This is a genomic window from Streptomyces achromogenes, assembly GCF_030816715.1.
GTDB classification, from domain to species: Bacteria; Actinomycetota; Actinomycetes; order Streptomycetales; family Streptomycetaceae; genus Streptomyces; species Streptomyces achromogenes_A.
Genome location: NZ_JAUSYH010000001.1, coordinates 4515339 through 4536867 on the forward strand (window position 1 = coordinate 4515339; position 21529 = coordinate 4536867).

Consider the following 21529-nt stretch of genomic DNA (forward strand, 5'->3'; position numbering starts at 1 on the left):
GGCGAAAGCCCGTCAATGCTTGGCGATCCCCATGCCGAGGAAGATGCCCGCCGGCAGTGCGACGCTACCGACGCCCATCACTGCCCAGGTCCCGCGTTTGGACCTTGGTTTCCAGTTCAGAGGCTTCCATCGCTATTCCTCTCTGCGTTGTGCCGCTACCGGCTCAACGCAGATCGGTGTTCCGTCGGCGCGAGGCAGTCCCAACCGCGGGGCCGGTGGCACCGTGATGAGTGCCACGACTTTCCAAGGGTGGGGGACGATCACCGGTGCGGGGACGAGCGGTCGCCGGACGACTGATCCACCGGGCGGGCGGCTGCGGCGGCCATGAGGGCCAGCAACAGCGCGATCACGCCGACGATGATGTTGTTGACGATGGTCCTGGTGGTGCTGACGTCGCCTGCTACCACCCAGGGCGCGAAGATCGTCCACACGCTGAGCGCGCAAGCGGCCCACGCCATGCTGTGCGAGCGCTCGTATGCCCGGCCGAAGCCACCGCTCATGATCACGGCGTATGCGATGCCGACGATCAGATTGTTGACCGCCAGGGTGGAGAACTCGTTGAAACCCGCGATCCACGGTGAGGCCGCCAGGTAGAGGCCTGTGATCAGGGCCATGGCCTCGACGGCCTGTGCCCTCGGAGTGGTCGCGACACGCTCGGCCATCTCGTGTCGATTCCGCATGGCGAGGATGTCGGGATGCGTTGCCATGTCCGACCCGGGCTGTGTCGTCATTCCGGTACCTCCGATTTGCCCGTTATATGTACTACGTGAAATCGAGTACCCCGCGACGGCGGGGTAATCGTCCTTGAGCTGTCCGAGTCCGAAGATGCTGCGGAGGAGGTGGCCTGCGGGACTTCACCAGCGCCTGAGGTCTCGTTGTGGCGCTGGGGCCGAAAGGGGAGCCTGTGTCAAGACCGCGTACGGCGACTGACACCAGCGACTGACACCAACAAGGACGAACAGCGGCGGTCGGCGCCGGACGGCGGTGCACGATCGACCGAGGCGCTGGGCAGGTGGGTCGACGTTGCCGACCTCGTGTGATCGACCTGGTAAGGATGAGGCCACAGGTTCAAATCCTGTTAGCCCCACCAGCACGAAGACCCCCAGCACGAAGACCCCCAACCGATCATGGTGGGGGGTCTTTGACATCTGCGGCTGACATCGACGTCCGCCATCCGCGGCGGTGAACGGCTGCGGTCAGCCGATGAGCGGGTCTTGTCGTGGCCGCCGCAGGAGTGGGGCTCGGTCGGCACTGTCGGGGCGAGTGGGTGCTGAGCGGGAAAACCGGGTCGACACCGGCCGCCGCGGTATTCGATCATGCGTTCATGCCCCTTCGAGAGACCCTTGCCCGAGTCGAGGCGGACCTGGCCGCCGGCCGGGTTCCCGTCGCGCGCCAGCGTTTGCGTGGTCTCGTCTCGTCCTTCCCGTACGACCTGACGCTCCGTCGGCGTCTGGCCGAGGTGTACCGGCTCTACGGCGATGCCGCCGAGGCTGGACGATGGATGTACCTCGAAGAGGACCGCGACGCCGACGAGACCGCCGCCTTCGAGGTGCGGTACGGGTCCCCCGGGCGGCGGATGAAGGCCCTGGCCTGGCGCGGCCCGGAGGCGATGGCCGCCACGTCCTTCGCGAAGGGGCAGCTGGTCGCGGTGCGGGCCGCCTGCGCCGAGGCGTTCGGGCGCCCCGTCGACTGGGACGACCTCGCCTCCTTCCGGGAGGACCTGGAAGAGAAGTGCGAGGAGCCTTCCGGACCCTGGTCGGTCAGCGATGTGCTGGCAGGCGTCGGCTGCTTGGTGGGGGCCCTCGCGTTCCTCGGGGTCTGGGTGATCGGAGTCCTGGCCCTCTTCGACTGACCCAGGTCAGATGGCTGGGCTTCGACGTCCGATCAAGACGACGTCACGCCACACGCCGTGGTGCCGGCCCACGCGCTCACCTGTTCCGACGACCCGGAAACCCGCCCGTGCGTGGAGGGCGAGGCTGGCGGTGTTCCCGGGGAAGACGCCGCACTGGATGGTCCAGACGCCCGCGGCCTCGGTCGACGTGATCAGTCGACGGAGCAGGGCCCCACCGAAGCGGCGGCCGCGTGCCGCAGGGTGGACGTACACCGAGTGTTCGACGACGGCATGGACGCACCGGTCCGAGACCGGCGCCGCCGCGATCCAGCCCAGCACCTCGCCGGAGTCGTCGAGAGCGACGAACCGATGCCGGGGCAGCTTGGCGGCGTCGAACTCTGTCAGGTGGGGGCGGTGGTCTCGAAAGGTGGCGTTGCCCTCGTCGATGCCGAGTCGGTAGATCGTCAGGATCCCCTTCGCGTGCTCGGGGTTCATGGCGGTGGCTCGTGCTGATCGAGGGCGGCCCCGGTGAGAAGATTCGCCACCGCGCGGCTCAAGGACGCCGGCCTCGCCACCTTCGAGGAGAACGACACCTCCTGCTGTTACGCCCCCCAGGACACGGTGTGGGTCCACGGTCCGGGGCGGGAACCCTGGGAGGTCTACGTGGTCAAGGCCGACGCCGACACGCTCGACAAGGGCGTCGACCCCGACGGCGCCGGCGACGGCTGCTGCACCGGCCAGGTCGCCGAGGAGGCCCCGGCGAGCGCAGGGTGCGCCTGCCGCTGAACCCCGCCGCGCAGGTGTGGCGCGCAGGGGGAGACGGGTGGGGGCACGGCGAAGGCCCGGTGGCTCCTGGGGAGCTGCCGGGCCTGCTCGTGCGGGCTGTACGCAAGTTCGCCGTCACGTCGGGGAGGGGCGGGGGCTCAGTTCTGCTGGGGGACGGCCGGTTCGGCGGGGTCCTCGGGCGTGCAGGACGTCGGGTGCTCGGCCGCTTCCGTGTCCGGCAGGCCGTGGTGGCGGCAGCTGGGGGACTTGCCGTGTGCCTCGGCGCGGATGCGCTGCTTCATCGTGGGGGGCAGGGAGCGGGCCTGGGACCAGAGCCAGGTCGACGACGACGCCGTCGGCCGGGCCGGCTCCTGTGGGGCGCCGAAGCTCTCCGCGCTGCGTGCCGGCCCTGTCTGGGCCGCGGCCGTCGCGGCGGTCGTCGTGATGAGTCCGAGCGCCGTGCACAGCGCGAGGAAGGCGGTGACGATGGCGGTCCACAGTTTCATGACGCGGTTGTCGGTCATGGCCCCTCACTTTCAGGTTGGGCGATTTGCGTACTTTCCTCATGATGTGTATGGGGGCCGCGAAGTGGTGGACCGACGCTCGCGGCGTGGCGTTGTTCTGATGAACACCACTCGGATGGGTGCAAGAGCGAAGAAAGAGCCAGGAAAAGCAGCCAACCGGTACCAGCAGGGGCAAAAGTCATCCGCTGTGGAGATGTGATCACCCTCCGATCGGAGTGGTCCGATCCGCTTCTACTGCGCTGCCGAAGGCGGGAGTTGGGGGTGGGCGCAGGTCACCGATCGGTCTCGGTCGGTGTGTATAGTCGGGCGCCAGAGATCCCCTACGCCAAGGAAAGACGAGGTAGCGCGGTGAAGAAGCTTCTCCTGGTCGCACTGGCCGCCATCGGCGGGCTCCTCGTGTACCGCCAGATCCAGGCGGACCGCGCCGAGCAGGATCTGTGGACGGAGGCGACCGACTCCGTGCCCACGGGTTCGTGAGTACCGATACCGAAGACTGAGCAGACCCCGGCCGCAGCACGCGGTCGGGGTCTTGTGTTGCGGAACCCCCGGACTGCCGATACCGGCGGCGGGAGACGGGCTTTTCGGACGCCCGTACGCAATGCGCGGGTGCCACGCGCGCGTGCCGGGCAGGATGGCCCACGTTCGGTCCAAGGGGAGGGGACGGCGTTGATGACCCGGCGTGCGGGGCGTTGGAGTGCGGGGCTCGGGAGGGCGAGGACGGCCGGGTGGCGGACCGCCGTGCGGACCGCCGTCGTGGGAGCGGTGCTGTGCGCGGCCCCGGCGGCGCTTCCCGGACCGGCTGCGACGACTGCGCGGGCTGCGACGAACGCGCCTGACGCGCCGGACGCCCCGACCTACGCCTTCGCGGACGACGTCCGTCCCGCACCTGCGGCGACGGTCACCACCGGCGCCGTGAGCCTGGATCCCGGCGCGACCTACCGCAGTTCCCTCGCGCGCGAGGGGAAGGCCTACTACCGCCTCGAACTCGACGGCACGTCGAACGCGTACGTCGCCGTCACGGCCGTGCCCAGCGCGGACACCGTGCTGTCCGTCGGCGACGGCATCAGCGTCTCCGTGCAGAACACCGACGGCGCGTCCTGCTCCCGAGACACGGCGACCGTCGGGGCGTCCAAGAGCCCGCAGCCGATCACCGCGTGGGGCGCGCGTGAACTTCTCCCCGGCAGGGGGCTGTGCCAGAAGGCCGGGACGTACTACGTGGTCGTGGAGCGCACCGGCGTCCACGCGGGCAGCGGCCGCGGAGACGGTGACAGCGGTGTCGGCTCGGGCACCGGTGGCGAGGAGAGGGCTCCCTCCGCCGAGCCCTGGGAGCTGGAGCTCGCCCCCGTCTCCGAGCCCGCCCTGCGGAAGGCGGCCGCTACGCGCGGGCCCGAGGCGTGGGACTCCGCGACGCCCACGCCCCCCGTCACCGAGCCGGTGGCCGTGCGGGGCGGAGCCGGTTTCACCGGCGCAACGGCCGTGCGGCAGGGCGTCTGGAGCGACAAGATCGTCCCCGGCCAGACCCTGTTCTACGAGGTGCCCGTCGACTGGGGCCGCCAGGTGTCCGCCGCGGTCGACCTGGGGAGCGCCGACAAGGACTCCGGTTATGTGGTCGACGCCCTGGACATGACGCTCTACAACCCGGTGCGAGCCGAGGTCAAGGGCACCGCCGTGGGGTACGGCGGCACCCAGAAGTCGACGGCGCTGCCCCCGCTTCCGCCGGTCGGCTACGCCAACCGCTACGCCAACCGCTACGCCTCCGCGACCTCCACCAAGTCCCTGCGGTTCGCCGGCGCGTACTACCTCGTGGTGCACCTCGCGGCCCAGGTGGGCGACCGGTTCGGCAACGGCCCCTACGGGCTGACCCTGCGGATCCGGGTCGGCGGCCGGACACAGGACGGGCCGGGGTACGCGGCGCGGTCGGCGCCGCGCGGGATCTTCGACGTCGGCGCCCCGGATCCGGAGCCGGAGGCGGCCGGGAGAGCGGGCACCGTGGACGCGTCGAGCAGCGGGACGCCGGGCGGCGGTGACCCCGCGATGAAGGCGGTGGCGGTGGGCGGCATCGGCGCCGGCAGTCTGCTGCTCACGGTGCTCGGGGTCTGGACCCTGACCGCGCGGCGCCGGGCCGCGGCTCAGATGCGGGCCAGCGCCCAGAACCCCACCGCGTAACAGGCGAGCGCGAGCAGCAGCAGGGGCAACGCGACCTTCACCGGCGGCCCCGGGCGGCCCCGGCGGGCGGCGCGATGCCCCCGGCGGCCGGTCTGCGACGAAGCCGCCGGCACCGCGGGTGCGGGCAGGGGGTTCTGCGCGTGCTGCGGGGGCTGCGAAGGCCGGGGGTCCCGGGCGGTGTACGAGGCGGTCGAGGAGGTGTCGGCTCCCGGCTGACGGGTGGGCAGGGCGAACGTGGACTCGTACGCGGGCCGGTACGTGGGCTGGTACGACGGCTCGTACGCGGGCTGGTGGTACGAGGGCGCGGGGGAGACGGGCGGTGGCGTGTGGCCGGGAGGACGGTACGCGGGGGGCTGCGCGGACGCCTGAGCGGGGGACTGCGCGGAGGGGAACGAGCCGGTCGTCGGCTGCGGCGGCGGCAGAGAGAAGCTGCCCGTGTCCGACATCGACGGGGCGGCCGAGGGAGTCGGGGTGGGAGCGGGAGCGGGAGCGGAAGCGGGAGCGGGAGCGGGAGCCGGAACGTGGGCGGGGCCGGGCGGAGGGGCGGCGGGCCGGGGCGGCGCCTGGGCAGGCGCGGTGGACGGCCGGGACGGCACGGACGCGGCGTTCGGGCGGGCGGGACCCGGTGGGCCGGCGGGCCGGGACGCGGGGTTTCCGGGACGCGTGGTCGAGTCACCGGGCCGGGGCGCGGGGCCGTCGGGACCGAACCCCTTGGGCAGCGGCCCGAGTTGGTCGAATATCTCGATCAGCTCGTCGTCCGGCCCCGGCTCCGGAAGGAGTTCGGCGGCCGCCGCGAGGGCCTTTCGCGCCCCCGTCGCCGTACGGAAGCGGGCCTGCGGGTCCGGCTGCAGGAGAGTGGCCACGACCTGCCACAGGGGCTCGGGGACGTTCGTGGGCGCGCCCGGCGTTCCGTGGTCCGCGAAGTACTCGACCAAGGCCTTGGTGTCGGGCTTGGCCCCCTCGAGCAGGTACAGGGCGACCAGTCCGACCGCGAACAGGTCGGCCGGGAAGTCTGGGTCGGCGCCCAGCATCTGTTCGGGTGCGAGGTAACCCGGCGTCCCCACCACGAGGTCGGTGTCGGTCAGCCGGGGCTCGCCCAGCCGCATCGCGATGCCGAAGTCGGAGAGCCTGAGGCGCGGGCGGGCCGTCCCGGTGGCCTCCAGCAGGATGTTGGCGGGCTTGATGTCGCGGTGCACGACGCCTTCCGCGTGGACCGCGGCGAGCCCGGAGAGCAGCTGGTCGAGCAGCGTGCACACGAACACGGGCGGCAGCGGCCCGTAGTCGCCGACGAGATGGGCCAGCGAACCGCCGGCCACCAGGTCCATGGTGAACAGGACCTTGTCGTCGTCGGCCGCCCAGCTGGCGGGCGCGAGCACATGAGGATGGTCGATCCGCAGCGCCTGCTCGCGCACGAAGCGCAGCAGCGCGTGCGCGTCGCTCTGCTGGAGCACCTTGGCGGCGACGTAACGGCGGCGGCGATGGTCCCAGGCGCGCCAGACCGCGCCCACCCCTCCGCGGCCGATCGGGTCGGCCAGTTCGTACCGTGCGGCGAAGACCTCACCCATGGCAGTGCGTCGCTCCTCCCCCTCGCCCCTGCGGGTTCTCCCCGTTGCTACCCCCGTGGCGGGCGATACGACCCCCGTGTCCCCCGCGGACTTCACGAACCCCATGCGTCCCGTGAACGCCTCGTATCCCCCGTGGCCCCCGTATCCCCCGTGTCCCCGCTGGCCCTGGTGGCCCCCGTGTCCCCCGTCACGCGGTGCCGTTCCCGGTGCTTCCCGGTGCTGATCCTCAGTGTGTCGGCTGCCGCCCCCGCGGGCTGCCGACCTCCCGGCTGCCGAACCCCCTTCGGCTACCGGGGCCCGCGCTCAGCTCTGGTGGGACTGGTAGTGCGTCACGGCGTCGGAGGTGCGGCCGGCGCCGTACACCCGCAGGAACTCCGCCAGTTCGGGGTGGGTCGGGGCGAGCGTGTCGGCGGCGTCGATGATGTCGCCGGCGGCGGACACCGAGCGCAGCAGTGACTGGATCTCGCGGACGACCCGCTTGACCGTGGGCGCCCCCGAACTGGTCGTCGACTGTGTGGCGTTGCTGAGCACCGATCCCCCCTGCGACCGTTTGATCTCGTCCATGCGCTCGGTCGCCTCGGCGGCGCTGACGCTGCCGTCCGCGACCTGTGCGGCCAAGTCCTGGAGCAGCTGCACCCGCTGCACCACGGCCGGATTGCCGATCTTCGCCCGCTGACCGCTCATCAGCTGCGACAGCATCGGCGCCGACAGTCCCAGCACCCCCGCGAGACGAGCCTGGTTGAGGCCAAGATCGTCGATGAGCTTACGGAAGAGCGCCCCCAGCGGCTCCCCGTACCAGTTCCGCTGCAGTTCCCGCGCTCTCGCGGTCGCTTCCTGCTGTGCGGCGTCCATTGCGTCTCCCCATCGCTTCCCCAGAAACCGCGGTTCGCTGTAGCGAACCACGTCCGAGCATCCTACGGAGAGTGGTCATCCTCGGGGACCCCAATCTTTTTGCGAGATACCCCCGGTGACCCGGTACTCTGGTCTGCGACGCCAGCCGGGACGAGCTCGATCCGGCCGGACGTCACCTTCCGGGGCCTTAGCTCAGTTGGTAGAGCGCTGTCTTTGCATGGCAGATGTCAGGGGTTCGACTCCCCTAGGCTCCACACCAAAGACCCCTCCTACCTGCGGAGACGCAGATGGGAGGGGTCTTTTGACGTGCTGGGGCGCGGTGGTGAAGCCGGTCGGCGGCCGTCGGGCGGCCACCGGCCGGGCCACCGGCCGACGGCCCGCTCAGCCGCGGTCGTCGCGGTGCGCGGCCTCTTCCTCGGCCTGCTTGGCCTGGACCTCGGGGTCCAGAACGGCCGGATCGACGCTGCCGTCGACCGAGGTCAGGGTGGCACCCGAGGCAGGCACCTCCGTGGCCGCCGGCGGCTCGACCAGCCAGTCCGGGTTGGCCTGCTTGTCCCACCACCGGTAGGCCGCGTACGCGCCGCCTGCGACGGCGCCCAGCACGGCCAGCGCCTTGGCGAGCTTGCCCGCCTTGGCACGCCGCCGGTGCTTGCGCACCAGCTTCTCGATCTCCTTCGGCGTCACCTGACCGCGCAGGGCGGCCAGCGCGGCGACGCCACGGGCGGCGGCTTCGTCCTTCACGGGGCCGGCCGCGGCCACTGCCTGTTCGATCTTCGGCCGGGAATAGTCGGCCGCCTGCCGGGCGACAAGGCGGGTGCGGACGGCCGCTTCGTGCGCGGCCAGGTCGACCTTCGGCGGGACGTGCGTCAGGGCCTGCTCCAGGCGCGGGGCGACGTGGGCGCCGTACTGGACGCGGGCCTGTTCGGCGGCCAGCGACACCTTGGGCGCGAGCCGTACACGGGCCTCGTGCGCGTAGAGCGCGGCCCGTTCCTTGGCCGTGTCGGCGTAGGGCGCCACCACTTCCGCGGCGTGCAGCACGCTTCCCTTCGCCGAGCCGGTCGCGGCGCGCACGCTGTCGATGCGGGTCACGGGTTCCTCCTCCTCGGTGGCGTACGGTATTTCGACTTTCCACCCTTTTACGGATCATGCCTGCCGAGTGCGGTCGCGGCATGTGCGGGCGGGCATACGGGTGCCGATCACGTGCGATAGCGGACGTATCCGGGACACATTCAGGGCAATGGCAACAGAGGTCGGACAGGGCGACAAAACCGACGATGCCACGGATCGGCCCCGCTCGCCCCCGACCCGGAGGAGTCCGGCGCGTTTTCCCTGCCGGAAGCGTTGGACCCGTAACCGGCGGTTCGGGTTCCGCTGCCCCGTACCGTGCGAGGATCGAGGAGTCACAGGAAGACGACGGAAGGCAGATCAAGATCGTGGCCGAGCACCTGTACGCCACCCTGAAGACCACGCTTGGCGACGTCGAGATCCGGCTCTTCCCGGACCACGCCCCCAAGACGGTCAGGAACTTCGTCGAGCTTGCGACGGGCGAGCGCGAGTGGGTCAATCCCAAGACGGGCGTGAGGTCCACGGCCAGGCTCTACGACGGCACCGTCTTCCACCGGGTGATCAGCGGATTCATGATCCAGGGCGGCGACCCGCTGTCCAACGGCACCGGTGACCCCGGCTACCAGTTCGCGGACGAGTTCCACCCGGAACTGCGATTCGACAGGCCCTACCTGCTGGCCATGGCCAACTCCGGCCCAGGCACCAACGGCTCGCAGTTCTTCATCACCGTCTCCCCGACGGCCTGGCTGACCCGCAAGCACACCATCTTCGGCGAGGTCACCGACGCGGCGAGCCAGAAGGTCGTCGACGCCATCGCGACGGTCCGGACCAACCCGCGCACGGAGCGTCCACTGGAGGACATCGTCCTCGAGTCGGTCGTCGTGGAGCGCCGCACGACCTGAGTCCGGATACGCGGCGGGCCTTCGGGAACCAAACGCCCTGCTGGTCCGTAAGGATGAGCAGGGCGGTTCCTTCACCTGCTCCGACGACTTCAGACCACCCACTGGGAGCCCACATGGACCAGGCGTCCGGCAGCCGGCAGGACGACGCACACAGCGGCCTGCCCGTCTGCTACCGGCACCCCGACCGGGAGACCGGCGTGCGCTGCACCCGCTGCGACCGCCCGATCTGCCCCGAGTGCATGGTCAGCGCCTCCGTAGGCTTCCAGTGCCCGGTTTGCGTCCGGGAGGGCTCCGGCACCGGTCACGCCCCGAGCGCCTCGCAGCCCCGCACGATCGCGGGCGGCGCGGTGGCCGAGGACCCGCACCTGGTCACGAAGATCCTCATCGGCCTCAACCTGGCGGTGTTCCTGCTCGTGCAGGTGCGTCCTTCGGTGCTGGAGAGCCTTGCGATCATCGGCCAATGGCCGCCCGCACCCTTCCACCCGACCGAAGGCGTGGCCGAGGGCGAGTGGTACCGCCTCGTCACCTCCATGTTCACGCATGAGGCGGTCTGGCATTTCGCCTTCAACATGCTTAGCCTGTGGTGGCTCGGCGGCCCCCTCGAACGGGCTATGGGGCGGTCGCGATACCTGGCGCTCTACTTCGTCTCCGGGCTTGCCGGCAGCGCCCTGGCCTACCTTCTCGCCTCGCCCGGTACTGCCACGTACGGCGCTTCCGGAGCCATCTACGGCCTCTTCGGAGCCACCGCGGTCCTGATGCGTCACCTGCGGTACGACATGCGGCCGATCATCGCGCTGCTCGTGATCAACCTGATCTTCACCTTCAGCCCTGGCTTGAACATCTCCTGGCAGGGGCACGTCGGCGGCCTGGTCGCCGGCCTCGTCATCGGCGCCGCCATGGTCTACGCGCCGCGTGAGCGCCGCGCTCTCGTCCAGTTCGGGACCTGCGCGCTGATGCTGGGCGTGGTCCTCGTCGTCACCCTCCTGAGGACCGCCCAGCTCACCTGAGCGCGGTGTTGTCCACAGTCTGTGGCGAATCTTGTGCACAAAGTGCGGGAACAGCTGTGCCCCCTACCGCCGACCCGCGTTTCCGCAGGTCAGGTAGGGGGCGAACAGTCTTTCGAGTAAAGGTGACAGTCGGTAGTTACGTCACACCGGCGTCAACCTCGGAGAGGTTATCCACAGATCTTCGTTCTTTCCCCAAGTGTGGAAACCGCTGTGGATAACTCTGTGGAGAGCCATGGGCAGAGCTGGTCCGGGCCTTGGGGGGCCCGTCACTTCCACTGTGTGGAGACGCCGAACCCCGCTGCGATGAACCCGAAGCCGACCACGATGTTCCAGTTGTCCAGCTGGTCGATGGGCAGGGTGCCGTCGGTGACGTAGAAGACCACGATCCAGGCGAGCCCGATGATGAACATGGCCAGCATCACCGGTGCGACCCAGGCGCGACTGTTCAGCTTGATCGCGGTCGCCTGCTTCGCCGGAGGCGGCGTGTAGTCGGCCTTCTTGCGGATACGTGACTTCGGCACGAGGGTCTCTCCTGTCGATGCGCTGCGTGGCCGCGCAGGTGCTGGGTCGGGCTCGGGGGCTGCGTACTAGGGGGCTGCTGGGCTCCCCCGGGCGTCCGTTAGCGTAGTGCTTCTACGGCGCTGAAGGAGATAAGGGTACGTTGAGCAATTCTGCCGACTCCCCCCGGACGGGATCAACGGGTTCCGCGCCCGATCCCGGACACGATTCTCCATCGAATTCCCCGGCGGCCCCGGACGCGGCCACTCCGCTTGCCTCGCCCGCCCCGCCCGCCCCGCCCGCTCCCTCACCCGGCCGCAGGGGCGGCTTCGGCCGCTTCCGGCCGGTGCGGCTGCTCACGATGGGTGTCTTCGCCCTCGCCGGCCTCCTCTTCTTCACCAGCTTCACCACCGCCAAGGGCACCAACATCCGCACGGACGCCTCCCTGCTGAAGCTGTCCGACCTCATCCAGGAGCGCAGCCAGAAGAACGGCGAGCTGGACGAGACCAACGGGGCCCTGCGGGACGACGTGGAATCGCTGGCCGAGGCGGACGACGGCAGCACCCAGGCCCAGGACGACAAGCTCGCCGCTCTGGAGAAGAGCGCCGGCACCCAGAAACTCAAGGGCCGGGCGGTCACCGTCACACTCAACGACGCCCCGCCGAACGCCACCGCCAAGCTCCCCGGCTACCCGGAACCGCAGCCGGACTACCTGGTCATCCACCAGCAGGACCTCCAGGCCGTCGTGAACGCGCTCTGGCAGGGCGGCGCCCAGGGCATCAAGGTCATGGACCAGCGGCTGATCTCCACCAGCGCCGTCCGCTGCGTCGGCAACACCCTGATCCTCCAGGGCCGCGTCTACTCCCCGCCGTACAAGATCCAGGCGGTGGGGGACCCGGAGAAGATGCAGCAGGCGCTCGCGGACTCCCCGGCGATCCAGAACTACATGGTCTACGTGAACGTCTACGGCCTCGGCTGGAAAGTCACCGAGGACGGGACGGTGACTCTGCCGGGCTACTCGGGCACAGTGGATCTGCACTACGCCAAGCCTGTGAAGTAGCGGAGCAGCGGCCCCGGGGGGCGCCTGTGTCGGTGCGGGTGATCGTCAGGACGTTCAGCGAGCTGTGCGTCACCGTGGGCGCCGTCATCGTCCTGTTCGTGGTCTATGTACTGTTCTGGACCGGGGTGCGGGCCGACCGGGCCATGGACGACCAGATGGACGCCCTGCACGATCAGTGGGCCCGGCAGGCCGCGGCGCCCGCTCCGAGCGCGAGCCACACCGGCGCCGCGCCGCAGCCGTCCTACCGCGGCGGCCGCCCCTTCGCGGTGATGTACATCCCGCGTCTCGGTTTCACGTGGAACAAGCCGGTGCTCGAGGGGACGTCGACCGGCACCCTCAAGAAGGGGCTGGGCCACTACGCGGGCACGGCCCGGCTCGGGCAGACCGGGAACTTCTCCGTCGCCGGCCACCGCCGCACCTACGGTGACCCGTTCAGGGACTTTCCCGAGCTCAGACCGGGTGACGCCGTCGTGCTGACGGACGGGACGACCTGGTTCACGTATCGGATCGACAAAGGGCCCTACAAAACAGTGCCCTCGGACGTCGAGGTGATCGACGCTGTGCCACGTAAGTCGGGGTACACGCGTCCGGGCCGGTACCTGACGTTGACCACGTGCGATCCCGAATGGGGCCACAGTCACCGGCTGATCGTCTGGGCGCACCTGGACTCCACCCAGCCCGTGGAGGCAGGCGAACCGAGGGCTCTGCGCCGTTAGTCTGGTGGTGTACGGCGTGAGTCAGGTGCCGTGGTGCGACGGAAGGGACGGCATGTACGGCTGGATCTGGCGGCATCTGCCGGGAAACGCGTGGCTGAAGGCGCTGATCTCGATCGTGCTGGTGACGGCCGTGGTGTACGCGCTCTTCCAGTACGTCTTTCCGTGGGCCGAACCGCTGCTTCCCTTCAACGATGTGACGGTGGACAACCAGTGAGCGCGCGCATTCTCGTCGTCGACAACTACGACAGCTTCGTCTTCAACCTGGTCCAGTACCTGTACCAGCTGGGCGCCGAGTGCGAGGTCCTGCGCAACGACGACGTCTCCACGGCCCACGCCCAGGACGGCTTCGACGGCGTCCTGCTGTCCCCCGGGCCCGGCACGCCCGAGGAGGCGGGTGTCTGCGTCGAGATGGTCCGCCACTGTGCGGACACCGGCGTCCCCGTCTTCGGCGTCTGCCTGGGCATGCAGTCGATGCAGGTGGCGTACGGCGGGGTCGTGAACCGTGCCCCGGAGCTGCTGCACGGCAAGACCTCGCCGGTGGAGCACGAGGGCAGGGGTGTCTTCGCCGGTCTGCCGTCGCCGTTCACCGCGACCCGCTACCACTCGCTGGCCGCCGAGCCGGGGACGGTGCCCGCCGAGCTCGAGGTCACCGCCCGCACCCACGACGGCATCATCATGGGTCTGCGTCACCGGGAACTGTCCGTCGAGGGCGTGCAGTTCCACCCGGAGTCGGTGCTGACCGAGCACGGGCACCGGATGCTCGCCAACTGGCTGGTGGAGTGCGGCGACGAGGGCGCGGTGGCGAGGTCGGCGGGGCTCGCCCCGGTGGTGGGCAGGGCCACGGCGTGACCGCGCTGCGGCCCGAGCGCGAGGACTCGTACGGCGCCGCGTCGTACGAGTCCTTCGGCGGTGATCCGTACGGCGGCGACCCCTACGCGGAGCAGGCGTACCCGCCGCCCGCCGACGAGGAGACGGTGGCGCTGCGGATACCGCCGCCGGCCGCGTTCGGCCGCGGGCCCGTACCCGCCTCTGGCGGCCCGGCCGGCCCTCCGCCCCCCGGAACCCCTGCGGGCGGCCGAGCGGCCCGCAGGAAGGCCGCCAAGGGGCGCCGTGGGCGTCATGGCGGTCCGGGTGAGGCCTCCGAGTCGCACAACGGGTCCGACGCGCCCGCGCAGGACGAGCGGCCGCTGTCACGCGTCGAGGCGCGCCGCCGGGAGCGGGCACGCAAGCCCAGCCCGGCGGTGGTCGCCAGCCGGGCGGTCGGCGAGGTGTTCATCACCACGGGCGTGCTGATGCTGCTCTTCGTGACCTACCAGCTGTGGTGGACGAACGTGCGGGCCCACGCGCAGGCGGACCGGGAGGCGAGCAGCCTCCAGGACGACTGGGCCAGCGGCAAGCGCGCTCCCGGCGCGTTCTCGCCGGGACAGGGCTTCGCCATCCTGCACATCCCCAAGCTGGACGTCGTGGTGCCGATCGCCGAGGGCGTCAGCAACAAGAAGGTCCTCGACAAGGGCATGGTCGGCCACTACGGCGAGGCTCCGCTGGCGACGGCGATGCCCGACGCGAAGACCGGGAACTTCGGGCTCGCGGGCCACCGCAACACGCACGGCGAGCCGTTCCGGTACATCAACAGGCTGCAGGCGGGTGACGCCATCGTCGTGGAGACGCAGAACGAGTACTTCGTCTACAAGATGACGTCGACGCTGCCGGTGACCGCGCCGAGCAACACCAGCGTCCTCGATCCGGTGCCGCCGGGCTCCGGGCTCACCGGGCCGGGCCGGTACATCACCCTCACCACCTGCACGCCGGAGTTCACCAGCAAGTACCGCTTGATCGTCTGGGGCAAGATGGTCGAGGAACGGCCGCGCAGCAAGGGCAAGCCGGACGCACTCGTCGAATAGACGTGCGGTCCGGTAGGCGTGCGCCCCGGGTGCGGTCCTCAGGTGTGCAGCGAGTAGGGGCAGATGAACGTGGCAGCGACCACCGGCGACACCGAGCACGAACAGCACGCGCGCGGGGACGCGTCCGGGCCCCCGCCGCGACGCAGAGGCGGACGCGTCGCCCTGGCCGTCAGCGTCTTCGGGGAACTCCTCATCACGGTCGGGCTGGTGCTCGGCCTGTTCGTCGTCTACTCCCTTTGGTGGACCAACGTCGTCGCCGACCGGCACGCGGACCGGCAGGGCGACAGGGTGCGCGACACCTGGGCACAGGAGGACACCGGCCCCGGGGCGCTCGACACCAAGGACGGCATCGGCTTCCTGCACGTCCCGGCGATGCGGAACGGGGAGGTGCTGGTGGCCAAGGGCACCTCGTCGAAGATCCTCAACGAGGGCGTCGCCGGCTACTACACGGACCCGAGCAAGGCGACGCTGCCGATGACGGGCAAGAAGGGCAACTTCACCCTCGCCGCCCACCGCGACGGCCACGGCGCGAAGTTCCACAACATCGACAAGCTGGAGAAGGGCGACCCGATCGTCTTCGAGACGAAGGACAAGTGGTACGTCTACAAGGTGTACGACATCCTCGACGAAACCTCGAAGTTCAACGTGCAGGTCCTCGCCCAGGTCCCCAAGGAGTCCGGCAAGACGAAGGCGGGCCACTACATCACTCTGACGACCTGCACGCCCGTGTACACGTCCCGGTACCGGTACGTGGTGTGGGGGGAGCTGGTGCGGGTCGAGAAGGTCGACGCGAACCGGACCCCCCCGAAGGAACTCACCTGACCGAGGCCCCCCGAGGGCTGCGGATCTCCAGCCTCCGCAGCCGGGCACGGTGCTGACGCAGCCGGTTCTCCACACCCTGCACGTCCGCGCGCAGGGCGATCAACTCTCCGCGGTGCTCGCCCGACGCCTCGATCAGGGCGTTGAACAGAGGGACGACGGTCTTGCCGAGAATGTGGGCGATGCGCTCGTCGATACGGTCGTCGATGAGGCTGTCCAGCGAGGTGCCGCTCTTCCTGACGGAGTTTTCCACAGGGTGTGCGCGGACCTGGGCCTCCATGTCCAGCAGGTACACACGCACCTGACGTGCGACTTCGCTGTCCCTGAGCAGCATCGCGACGTTGAGGACGGCCCGGCGGGGGAAGAGGGCGAAAGCTCGTGACCGGGACTGGATCTGACAGACCTCCTTGAAGGAGGTCAGTTCCGTACCTGTCAAAACGCGGTAGCCACTGGCGGTCAGTTCGTCCCGGTGGTCGAGAACCAAGGACTCGACGGCTTTGATGCCCACCTGAAAATACGCCGCCACCATCGCCGTCGTCACATGCGTCCCGTCCGGCAGCAGCGACAGGGCCTTCACCCGGTCCAGGACCTCGGTCCGCTCCCGCACGCTCGCGCGCAGGGACTTGGATTCCAGCAGCACCGTTTCGTTGATCATGCCCGGTAAACGAGTCGGCATAAGTGAAGACACGATCGTTTGATGAGCGTGAGTTCGAGCGTTCGACCGTCGGAGAACCGAGCGCGGGCCCCGCCGGAACTCGACCGGCGGGGCCCGCGCTCTGCGTTTCTCCGTTCGGCTAGCCGCCGGCTCCGCCGAAGAAGCCGCCGCCGTCGTTGTTGCCGCCGTTGTTGTTGCCGTTCTTGAAGGCGACCAGGTTGACCGTCTGCCCCCTGTTGACCGTGCTGCCGGGGGCCGGGTCGGAGTTGATGACCTGGGCGTCGTCGTCCTGGGAACCGGCGATGTTGCCGACGTTCAGGCCGGCGTCCCGCAGCGCCTTCTTGGCGTCCTTCAGGGACATGCCCTGGAGGTTGCCCGGCACCTGGGTCTGGGTGCTCTTGCCGATCTGGATCTGGACCTTGGAGCCCTTGTCGGCCTGGGAGCCGATCGACGGCACGGTCTGGATGACCTTGCCGACCTGGTTCTGGTCCTGGGTGTCGACCTCCACGCAGTCGCCCTTGAGGCCGTTCTGCTCCATCTGGGCCTTGGCCTCGTCACAGCTCTTGTTGGAGACGTCGGGGACGGTGGACTTCTCCTCGGCCTTGGCGATGGTGAGGGTGATGGTGGCGCCCTTCTCCACCTGCGCGCCGAGCCTGGGGTTTTGTTCCGTGACGGTGCCCGCCTCCTCGGTGGACACCTCTTCCTTCGTCTCGACGTTGAACTGGTACTGGTCGCTGTCCAGGATCTTCTTCGCCTCGTCCACGCTCTTGCCGAGGACGGTCGGGACGACCACCTTCGGAGCGCCGGTGGAGACGACGAGCTTGACGGTGTCGCCCTTGTTGACGTTCTTGCCGACCACCGGGTCCTGCGTGCAGATGCTGCCCTTGGGCTGGTTCTCGCAGGCGGCTTCGGTGCTCTGCACCGTCAGTTCCACGTTGCCGGCCATCGTCTTGGCGCGGTCCAGGGTCTGTCCGACGAAGTTCGGGACCGCGAACGGTTTGTCCGCGGCGCCGTCGCTGACCACCCACTTGCCGATCAGGACCGCGCCCACCAGCACCAGCACCGCGGCGACGACCAGCAGGATCGTCGAGGTGTTCGACTTCTTCTGGCGGCGCCGGTCGGGCCGGTCGTCGTAGCCGTAGCCGCCGTCGTCCGGGTTCATGGGCGGCAGCATCGACGTGGCGCCGGCGTCCGCCGGGCGCATCGCCGTCGTCGCGTGGCCGTCGCCGTACCCGCCGTAGCCGACCGAGCCCATCGCGGCCGTGGCGGCGACCGGCTGGCCGTCGAGGCAGGCCTCGATGTCCAGGCGCATCTCGTCGGCGGACTGGTAGCGGTAGTTCGGGTCCTTGACCAGCGCCCGCAGGACGATCGCGTCCATCTCGGGGGTGATCTCGGGGTCGAAGACGCTCGGCGGCTGCGGCTCCTCCCGGACGTGCTGGTAGGCCACCGCGACCGGGGAGTCCCCGACGAACGGCGGCCGCACCGTCAGCAGCTCGTAGAGCAGACAGCCGGTGGAGTACAGGTCGGAGCGGGCGTCGACCTGCTCGCCCTTGGCCTGCTCCGGCGAGAGGTACTGCGCCGTGCCGATGACCGCCGACGTCTGCGTCATCGTCATGCCGGAGTCGCCCATGGCGCGGGCGATGCCGAAGTCCATGACCTTGACCTGGCCGTTGCGCGTCAGCATGACGTTCGCCGGCTTGATGTCACGGTGGACGATGCCGGCTCTGTGCGAGTACTCCAGCGCCTGGAGGATGCCGATGGTCATCTCCAGCGTCCGCTCCGGCAGCAGCTTGCGGCCGGAGTGGAGCAGCTCGCGGAGCGTGGACCCGTCGACGTACTCCATGACGATGTACGGGATGGACACCTCGCCGATGTAGTCCTCGCCCGTGTCGTACACCGCCACGATCGCGGGGTGGTTGAGCGAGGCGGCAGACTGGGCCTCCCGGCGGAACCGGGCCTGGAAGGAAGGGTCGCGCGCGAGGTCCGCGCGCAGCGTCTTCACCGCCACGGTGCGGCCGAGGCGGGTGTCATGCGCGAGGTAGACCTCGGCCATGCCACCACGGCCGAGCACGTGGCCCAGCTCGTACCGGCCGCCGAGGCGACGCGGCTCTTCCATAGCTACCTACCAGCCCTCTCCGTCGGTCCCGCCCGGCACACATGTGCGGACGGAGGCTGCCGTCCGGGCATACCGTACCCGGACGGAGCTGTGTGACCTGGCCAAGCCCGTCACCCGATACGAGACCGGTATCGCAACGTGCACCGATGTGTAGGCGACGTGATGGGGGTCACTTCTTGTTGCCGATGACTGCCTTCATCACGTCCCTTGCGATCGGGCCGGCGAGACCGCCGCCGGTGATGTCGCCGCGGTCGGCCGCGCCGTCCTCGACGACGACGGCGACGGCGACCGGCGCGCTGCCGTCGGACAGCTTGGCGTACGAGATGAACCAGGCGTACGGCTTCTCACTGTTGTTGAGGCCGTGCTGGGCGGTACCGGTCTTGCCGCCGACCTTCACGCCGTCGATCTTGGCCTTGCCGCCGGTGCCGTTCGCGTCCTCGACGACCGTCTCCATCATCTTCTGGAGGGCCTGCGCGGTCTTCGCCGAGACGGCCTGCGACAGCTGCTGGGGCTTCGTGGTCTCCAGCGGGTCCAGTTTCGCCCAGATCTGGTCCACCATGTACGGCTTCATCAGCTTGCCGTCGTTGGCGACCGCCGAGGCGACCATGGCCATCTGCAGCGGGGTGGCCCGGTTGGAGCCCTGGCCGATGCCGTCCAGCGCGTTCTGCGGGGGGTTGTCCTTGGGGTAGATCGACTCGGCGGCGCGCACCGGGGTGTCCAGCTCGGCCTCGTTGAAGCCGAACTTGGCCGCCTGCTCGATCATCTTCTCGTTGCCGACGTTGTCGGACATCTTCGCGAAGACGGTGTTGCAGGACACCATGAGCGCGTAGCGCAGGGTGGCGTTCTTGCACTCGCCGTGCTCGTTGGTGAGCTTGCTCGAGGACTGCGGCAGCTTGAACGGGTCCGGGGTGTCGGTCTTGTCGTCGATGTCCGCGACCTCGCCGTTCTCCAGCGCCGCGGCGGCCGTGACCACCTTGAACGTGGAACCGGGCGGGTAGGTCTCCCGCAGCGCGCGGTTGAGCATCGGGTCGTCGGGGTTGTTCTTCTTCTGGACCTTTTTCCACTCCTCGGCGTCCTTGTCGGAGGACCCGGCGAACTTCGAGGGGTCGTACGACGGCGTCGAGACCAGCGCCAGGATCTTGCCGGTGGACGGCTCGATCGCGGCGACCGCGCCCTTCTTGTCGCCCAGGCCCTGGTAGGCGGCCTTCTGCGCGGCGGCGTTGAGGGTGGTGACGACGCTGCCGCCCTCCTTCTCCTTGCCCGTGATCATGTCCAGGGTGTTGCGGAAGAACAGCCGGTCGTCGTTGCCGCTGAGGATGCCGTCCTCCAGCTTCTCCAGCTGGTTGGCGCCGAAGGCCTGCGAGGAGTACCCGGTGACCGGCGCCCACATCGCGCCGTTGGTCCAGGTGCGCTTGTACTTGTAGTCGCCGGTGGTCTCCACCGAACCGGTGATCGCCTTGCCGTCGACGATGATGTCGCCGCGCGGGGTGGCGTACCGCGTGATGTTGACGCGGCGGTTCTTGGTGTCGCTCGCGAGGCTGTCCGCCTTGACGTACTGCAGGTAGTTGTCCCGCAGCAGCAGGGTGAGGACCAGGAGGCCGCAGAAGATCGCGATCCGGCGCAGGGGCTTGTTCATGACGGGCGAACCACCTGGGTCATCTCGGCGTCGGGGGTGGAGGCGGGGGCGGGCGCCGGACGGCGCGCGGTGTCGCTGATCCTGATCAGGATGCCGATCAGGGCCCAGTTGGCGATGACGGACGAACCGCCGTACGCGAGGAACGGCATCGTCATACCGGTCAGCGGGATGAGCCCCATCACACCGCCGGCGACGACGAACACCTGCAGGGCGAACGCGCCGGAGAGGCCGATGGCGAGCAGCTTGCCGAAGGGGTCACGGGCGGCGAGGGCGGTGCGCACGCCGCGCTCGACGATCAGCCCGTACAGCAGCAGCAGCGCCATGATGCCGGCCAGGCCGAGCTCCTCGCCGAAGGTGGCGAGGATGAAGTCGGAGTTGGCCGCGAACCGGATCAGCTCAGAGTGGCCCTGGCCCCAGCCGGTGCCCAGCGTGCCGCCGGAGCCGAACGCCCACAGGGCCTGCATGGCCTGCTCGGAGTGGATGCCGGGAGCGTTGGACTGACTGAGCTTGTACTCGCGCATCGGGTCGAGCCAGGCCTGCACACGCTGCTGGACGTGGCTCTCGAAGCTGGCCACGCCGACCGCGCCGGCCGCGGACATCAGTAGACCGAAGACGATCCAGCTGGTCCGCTCCGTGGCGACGTACAGCATGATGACGAACATTCCGAAGAACAGCAGCGAGGTGCCGAGGTCCGTCTCGAAGACCAGGATCAGGATCGAGATGATCCAGACGACGATGATCGGGCCGAGGTCGCGGCCGCGCGGCAGGTACAGGCCGAGGACGCGGCGGCTGGCGAGGGCCAGCGCGTCGCGTTTCACCATCAGATAACCGGCGAAGAAGATCGCCAGCACGATCTTGGCGAACTCACCGGGCTGGATGGAGAAACCGGCCACCGAGATCCAGATCTTGGCGCCGTAGATGTTCTGCCCGAGGCCCGGCACGAGCGGCAGCAGCAGCAGGAAGATCGCGCCGACCATGGAGATGTAGGTGTAGCGCTGGAGGACGCGGTGGTCCTTGAGGAAGATCAGCACCACGACGAACAGTGCGATGCCCATCGCCGTGTACAGCAGCTGCCGCGGCGCGGCCGTGCCCGCCTGCTCGATCCGCTTCAGCAGCTTGGACTGGTCGAGCCGCCAGATGGCGACCAGCCCCAGCCCGTTCAGCAGCGTCGCCAGCGGCAGCAGCAGCGGGTCGGCGTACGGCGCGAACTTGCGGACGACGAGATGCGCGACGCCGGCCAGCAGACCGAGCCCGAGCCCGTAGCTCAGCAGCCCGGACGGCACCTGCTCGTTGATCGCCAGGCCCACGTTGGCATAGGCGAACACCGGGATGACGACGGCGAACACCAGCAGCGCGAGCTCGGTGTTGCGCCGGCTCGGTGTGCCGATCGAGCCGATCGTGGACGTGTGATGCGTCGGCGAGTTGGTAGTACTGCTCATCGTGTGACGGGG

General features: G+C 69.6%; 22 protein-coding genes, 1 tRNA gene and 1 pseudogene. 13 read left to right on the forward strand and 11 right to left on the reverse strand.

All coding sequences use genetic code 11. From position 1 onward, the window contains the following. Nucleotides 1-260 precede the first annotated feature (260 nt). A complete protein-coding gene (locus tag QF032_RS20245) occupies nt 261-731 on the reverse strand; it encodes an SPW repeat protein (protein ID WP_307056922.1) in 471 nt (156 codons plus the stop codon). A gap of 593 nt (nt 732-1324) precedes the next feature. Between QF032_RS20245 and QF032_RS20250 the strand changes: the two genes are divergently transcribed. Beyond that, nucleotides 1325-1852: a DUF6584 family protein gene (locus QF032_RS20250; protein WP_307056924.1), complete on the forward strand. Its 528-nt coding sequence runs from the start codon at nt 1325-1327 to the stop codon at nt 1850-1852. 6 nt (nt 1853-1858) lie between these two features. Here the strand turns inward: QF032_RS20250 and QF032_RS20255 are convergent, their stop codons facing one another. Continuing rightward, on the reverse strand, nt 1859-2326 hold the full coding sequence (locus QF032_RS20255) for a GNAT family N-acetyltransferase (RefSeq protein ID WP_307056926.1): 468 nt from the start codon (nt 2324-2326) through the stop codon (nt 1859-1861). 45 nt (nt 2327-2371) lie between these two features. Between QF032_RS20255 and QF032_RS20260 the strand changes: the two are divergent. Continuing rightward, a pseudogene (locus tag QF032_RS20260) lies at nt 2372-2617 on the forward strand (glyoxalase/bleomycin resistance/dioxygenase family protein); the annotation flags it as partial. Between the two features lie 137 nt (nt 2618-2754). Here QF032_RS20260 and QF032_RS20265 read toward each other — a convergent pair. Beyond that, nucleotides 2755-3120 (reverse strand): DUF6344 domain-containing protein, encoded by a 366-nt coding sequence (locus tag QF032_RS20265; RefSeq protein WP_306950487.1) that lies wholly within the window; start codon nt 3118-3120, stop codon nt 2755-2757. Between the two features lie 348 nt (nt 3121-3468). On the opposite strand from QF032_RS20265, the gene QF032_RS20270 reads away from it, so the two are divergent. Both QF032_RS20270 and QF032_RS20275 read left to right on the forward strand, forming a co-directional pair. Continuing rightward, nucleotides 3469-3597, forward strand: coding sequence for a DLW-39 family protein (locus QF032_RS20270; protein WP_003999697.1), 129 nt, complete (start codon nt 3469-3471; stop codon nt 3595-3597). 261 nt (nt 3598-3858) lie between these two features. Beyond that, nucleotides 3859-5286 (forward strand): hypothetical protein, encoded by a 1428-nt coding sequence (locus QF032_RS20275; RefSeq protein WP_307056928.1) that lies wholly within the window; start codon nt 3859-3861, stop codon nt 5284-5286. On the opposite strand, the gene QF032_RS20280 is transcribed toward QF032_RS20275, so the two are convergent. Then, nucleotides 5250-6851 (reverse strand): serine/threonine-protein kinase, encoded by a 1602-nt coding sequence (locus QF032_RS20280; RefSeq protein WP_307056930.1) that lies wholly within the window; start codon nt 6849-6851, stop codon nt 5250-5252. The two genes, QF032_RS20275 and QF032_RS20280, sit on opposite strands and share 37 nt — an antisense overlap. Before the next feature lie 303 nt (nt 6852-7154). After that, a complete protein-coding gene (locus tag QF032_RS20285) occupies nt 7155-7703 on the reverse strand; it encodes a helix-turn-helix domain-containing protein (protein WP_306950490.1) in 549 nt (182 codons plus the stop codon). 181 nt (nt 7704-7884) lie between these two features. On the opposite strand from QF032_RS20285, the gene QF032_RS20290 reads away from it, so the two are divergent. After that, nucleotides 7885-7957: transfer RNA gene (locus QF032_RS20290), tRNA-Ala, on the forward strand. 127 nt (nt 7958-8084) lie between these two features. Here QF032_RS20290 and QF032_RS20295 read toward each other — a convergent pair. Then, nucleotides 8085-8792, reverse strand: a complete 708-nt coding sequence (locus QF032_RS20295; protein ID WP_307044521.1) for a DUF5324 family protein — start codon at nt 8790-8792, stop codon at nt 8085-8087. Between the two features lie 344 nt (nt 8793-9136). Between QF032_RS20295 and QF032_RS20300 the strand changes: the two genes are divergently transcribed. Together QF032_RS20300 and QF032_RS20305 are read left to right on the forward strand one after the other, a co-directional pair. Next, nucleotides 9137-9670 carry a peptidylprolyl isomerase gene (locus QF032_RS20300; RefSeq protein WP_307056932.1) on the forward strand — a complete coding sequence of 178 codons (534 nt, stop codon included), beginning with the start codon at nt 9137-9139 and terminating at the stop codon, nt 9668-9670. 113 nt (nt 9671-9783) lie between these two features. Further along, the gene (locus QF032_RS20305; RefSeq protein WP_307044524.1) at nt 9784-10677 is read left to right on the forward strand and encodes a rhomboid family intramembrane serine protease; all 894 of its coding nucleotides are present in this window, start codon (nt 9784-9786) and stop codon (nt 10675-10677) included. Between the two features lie 266 nt (nt 10678-10943). Here the strand turns inward: QF032_RS20305 and crgA are convergent, their stop codons facing one another. Beyond that, entirely contained in the window at nt 10944-11198 is a 255-nt protein-coding gene (gene crgA / locus QF032_RS20310) for a cell division protein CrgA (protein WP_306950494.1), read from the reverse strand. A 140-nt stretch (nt 11199-11338) separates the two neighbouring features. Here crgA and QF032_RS20315 point away from each other — a divergent pair, with 140 nt between their 5' ends. The 6 genes from QF032_RS20315 (at nt 11339) to QF032_RS20340 (ending at nt 15674) form a co-directional block, all read left to right on the forward strand. Continuing rightward, the gene (locus tag QF032_RS20315; protein WP_306950495.1) at nt 11339-12235 is read left to right on the forward strand and encodes a DUF881 domain-containing protein; all 897 of its coding nucleotides are present in this window, start codon (nt 11339-11341) and stop codon (nt 12233-12235) included. A gap of 32 nt (nt 12236-12267) precedes the next feature. Then, nucleotides 12268-12951 carry a class E sortase gene (locus QF032_RS20320; protein ID WP_307060314.1) on the forward strand — a complete coding sequence of 228 codons (684 nt, stop codon included), beginning with the start codon at nt 12268-12270 and terminating at the stop codon, nt 12949-12951. Nucleotides 12952-12967: 16 nt separating this feature from the next. Beyond that, complete coding sequence (locus tag QF032_RS20325) at nt 12968-13165, forward strand: hypothetical protein (RefSeq protein WP_173985540.1); 198 nt, start codon at nt 12968-12970, stop codon at nt 13163-13165. Further along, nucleotides 13162-13800: an aminodeoxychorismate/anthranilate synthase component II gene (locus QF032_RS20330; RefSeq protein WP_307056934.1), complete on the forward strand. Its 639-nt coding sequence runs from the start codon at nt 13162-13164 to the stop codon at nt 13798-13800. The genes QF032_RS20325 and QF032_RS20330 overlap by 4 nt, the downstream gene beginning before the upstream one ends. After that, a complete protein-coding gene (locus tag QF032_RS20335; RefSeq protein WP_307056936.1) occupies nt 13797-14852 on the forward strand; it encodes a class E sortase in 1056 nt (351 codons plus the stop codon). The genes QF032_RS20330 and QF032_RS20335 overlap by 4 nt, the downstream gene beginning before the upstream one ends. Before the next feature lie 69 nt (nt 14853-14921). Further along, the gene (locus QF032_RS20340) at nt 14922-15674 is read left to right on the forward strand and encodes a class E sortase (RefSeq protein WP_373430483.1); all 753 of its coding nucleotides are present in this window, start codon (nt 14922-14924) and stop codon (nt 15672-15674) included. Here the strand turns inward: QF032_RS20340 and QF032_RS20345 are convergent. The 4 genes from QF032_RS20345 to QF032_RS20360 all read right to left on the reverse strand — a co-directional run bounded on the left by QF032_RS20345 (nt 15667) and on the right by QF032_RS20360 (nt 21517). Then, on the reverse strand, nt 15667-16326 hold the full coding sequence (locus QF032_RS20345; protein ID WP_307056940.1) for a restriction endonuclease: 660 nt from the start codon (nt 16324-16326) through the stop codon (nt 15667-15669). The genes QF032_RS20340 and QF032_RS20345 overlap by 8 nt on opposite strands. A 139-nt stretch (nt 16327-16465) precedes the next feature. Beyond that, nucleotides 16466-18442 carry a Stk1 family PASTA domain-containing Ser/Thr kinase gene (gene pknB / locus QF032_RS20350; RefSeq protein WP_307056942.1) on the reverse strand — a complete coding sequence of 659 codons (1977 nt, stop codon included), beginning with the start codon at nt 18440-18442 and terminating at the stop codon, nt 16466-16468. Nucleotides 18443-18611: 169 nt separating this feature from the next. Next, entirely contained in the window at nt 18612-20078 is a 1467-nt protein-coding gene (locus tag QF032_RS20355; RefSeq protein ID WP_307044537.1) for a peptidoglycan D,D-transpeptidase FtsI family protein, read from the reverse strand. Next, nucleotides 20075-21517 carry an FtsW/RodA/SpoVE family cell cycle protein gene (locus QF032_RS20360; RefSeq protein ID WP_307056944.1) on the reverse strand — a complete coding sequence of 481 codons (1443 nt, stop codon included), beginning with the start codon at nt 21515-21517 and terminating at the stop codon, nt 20075-20077. Before QF032_RS20360 ends, QF032_RS20355 begins: the two co-directional genes overlap by 4 nt. Nucleotides 21518-21529 lie beyond the last annotated feature (12 nt).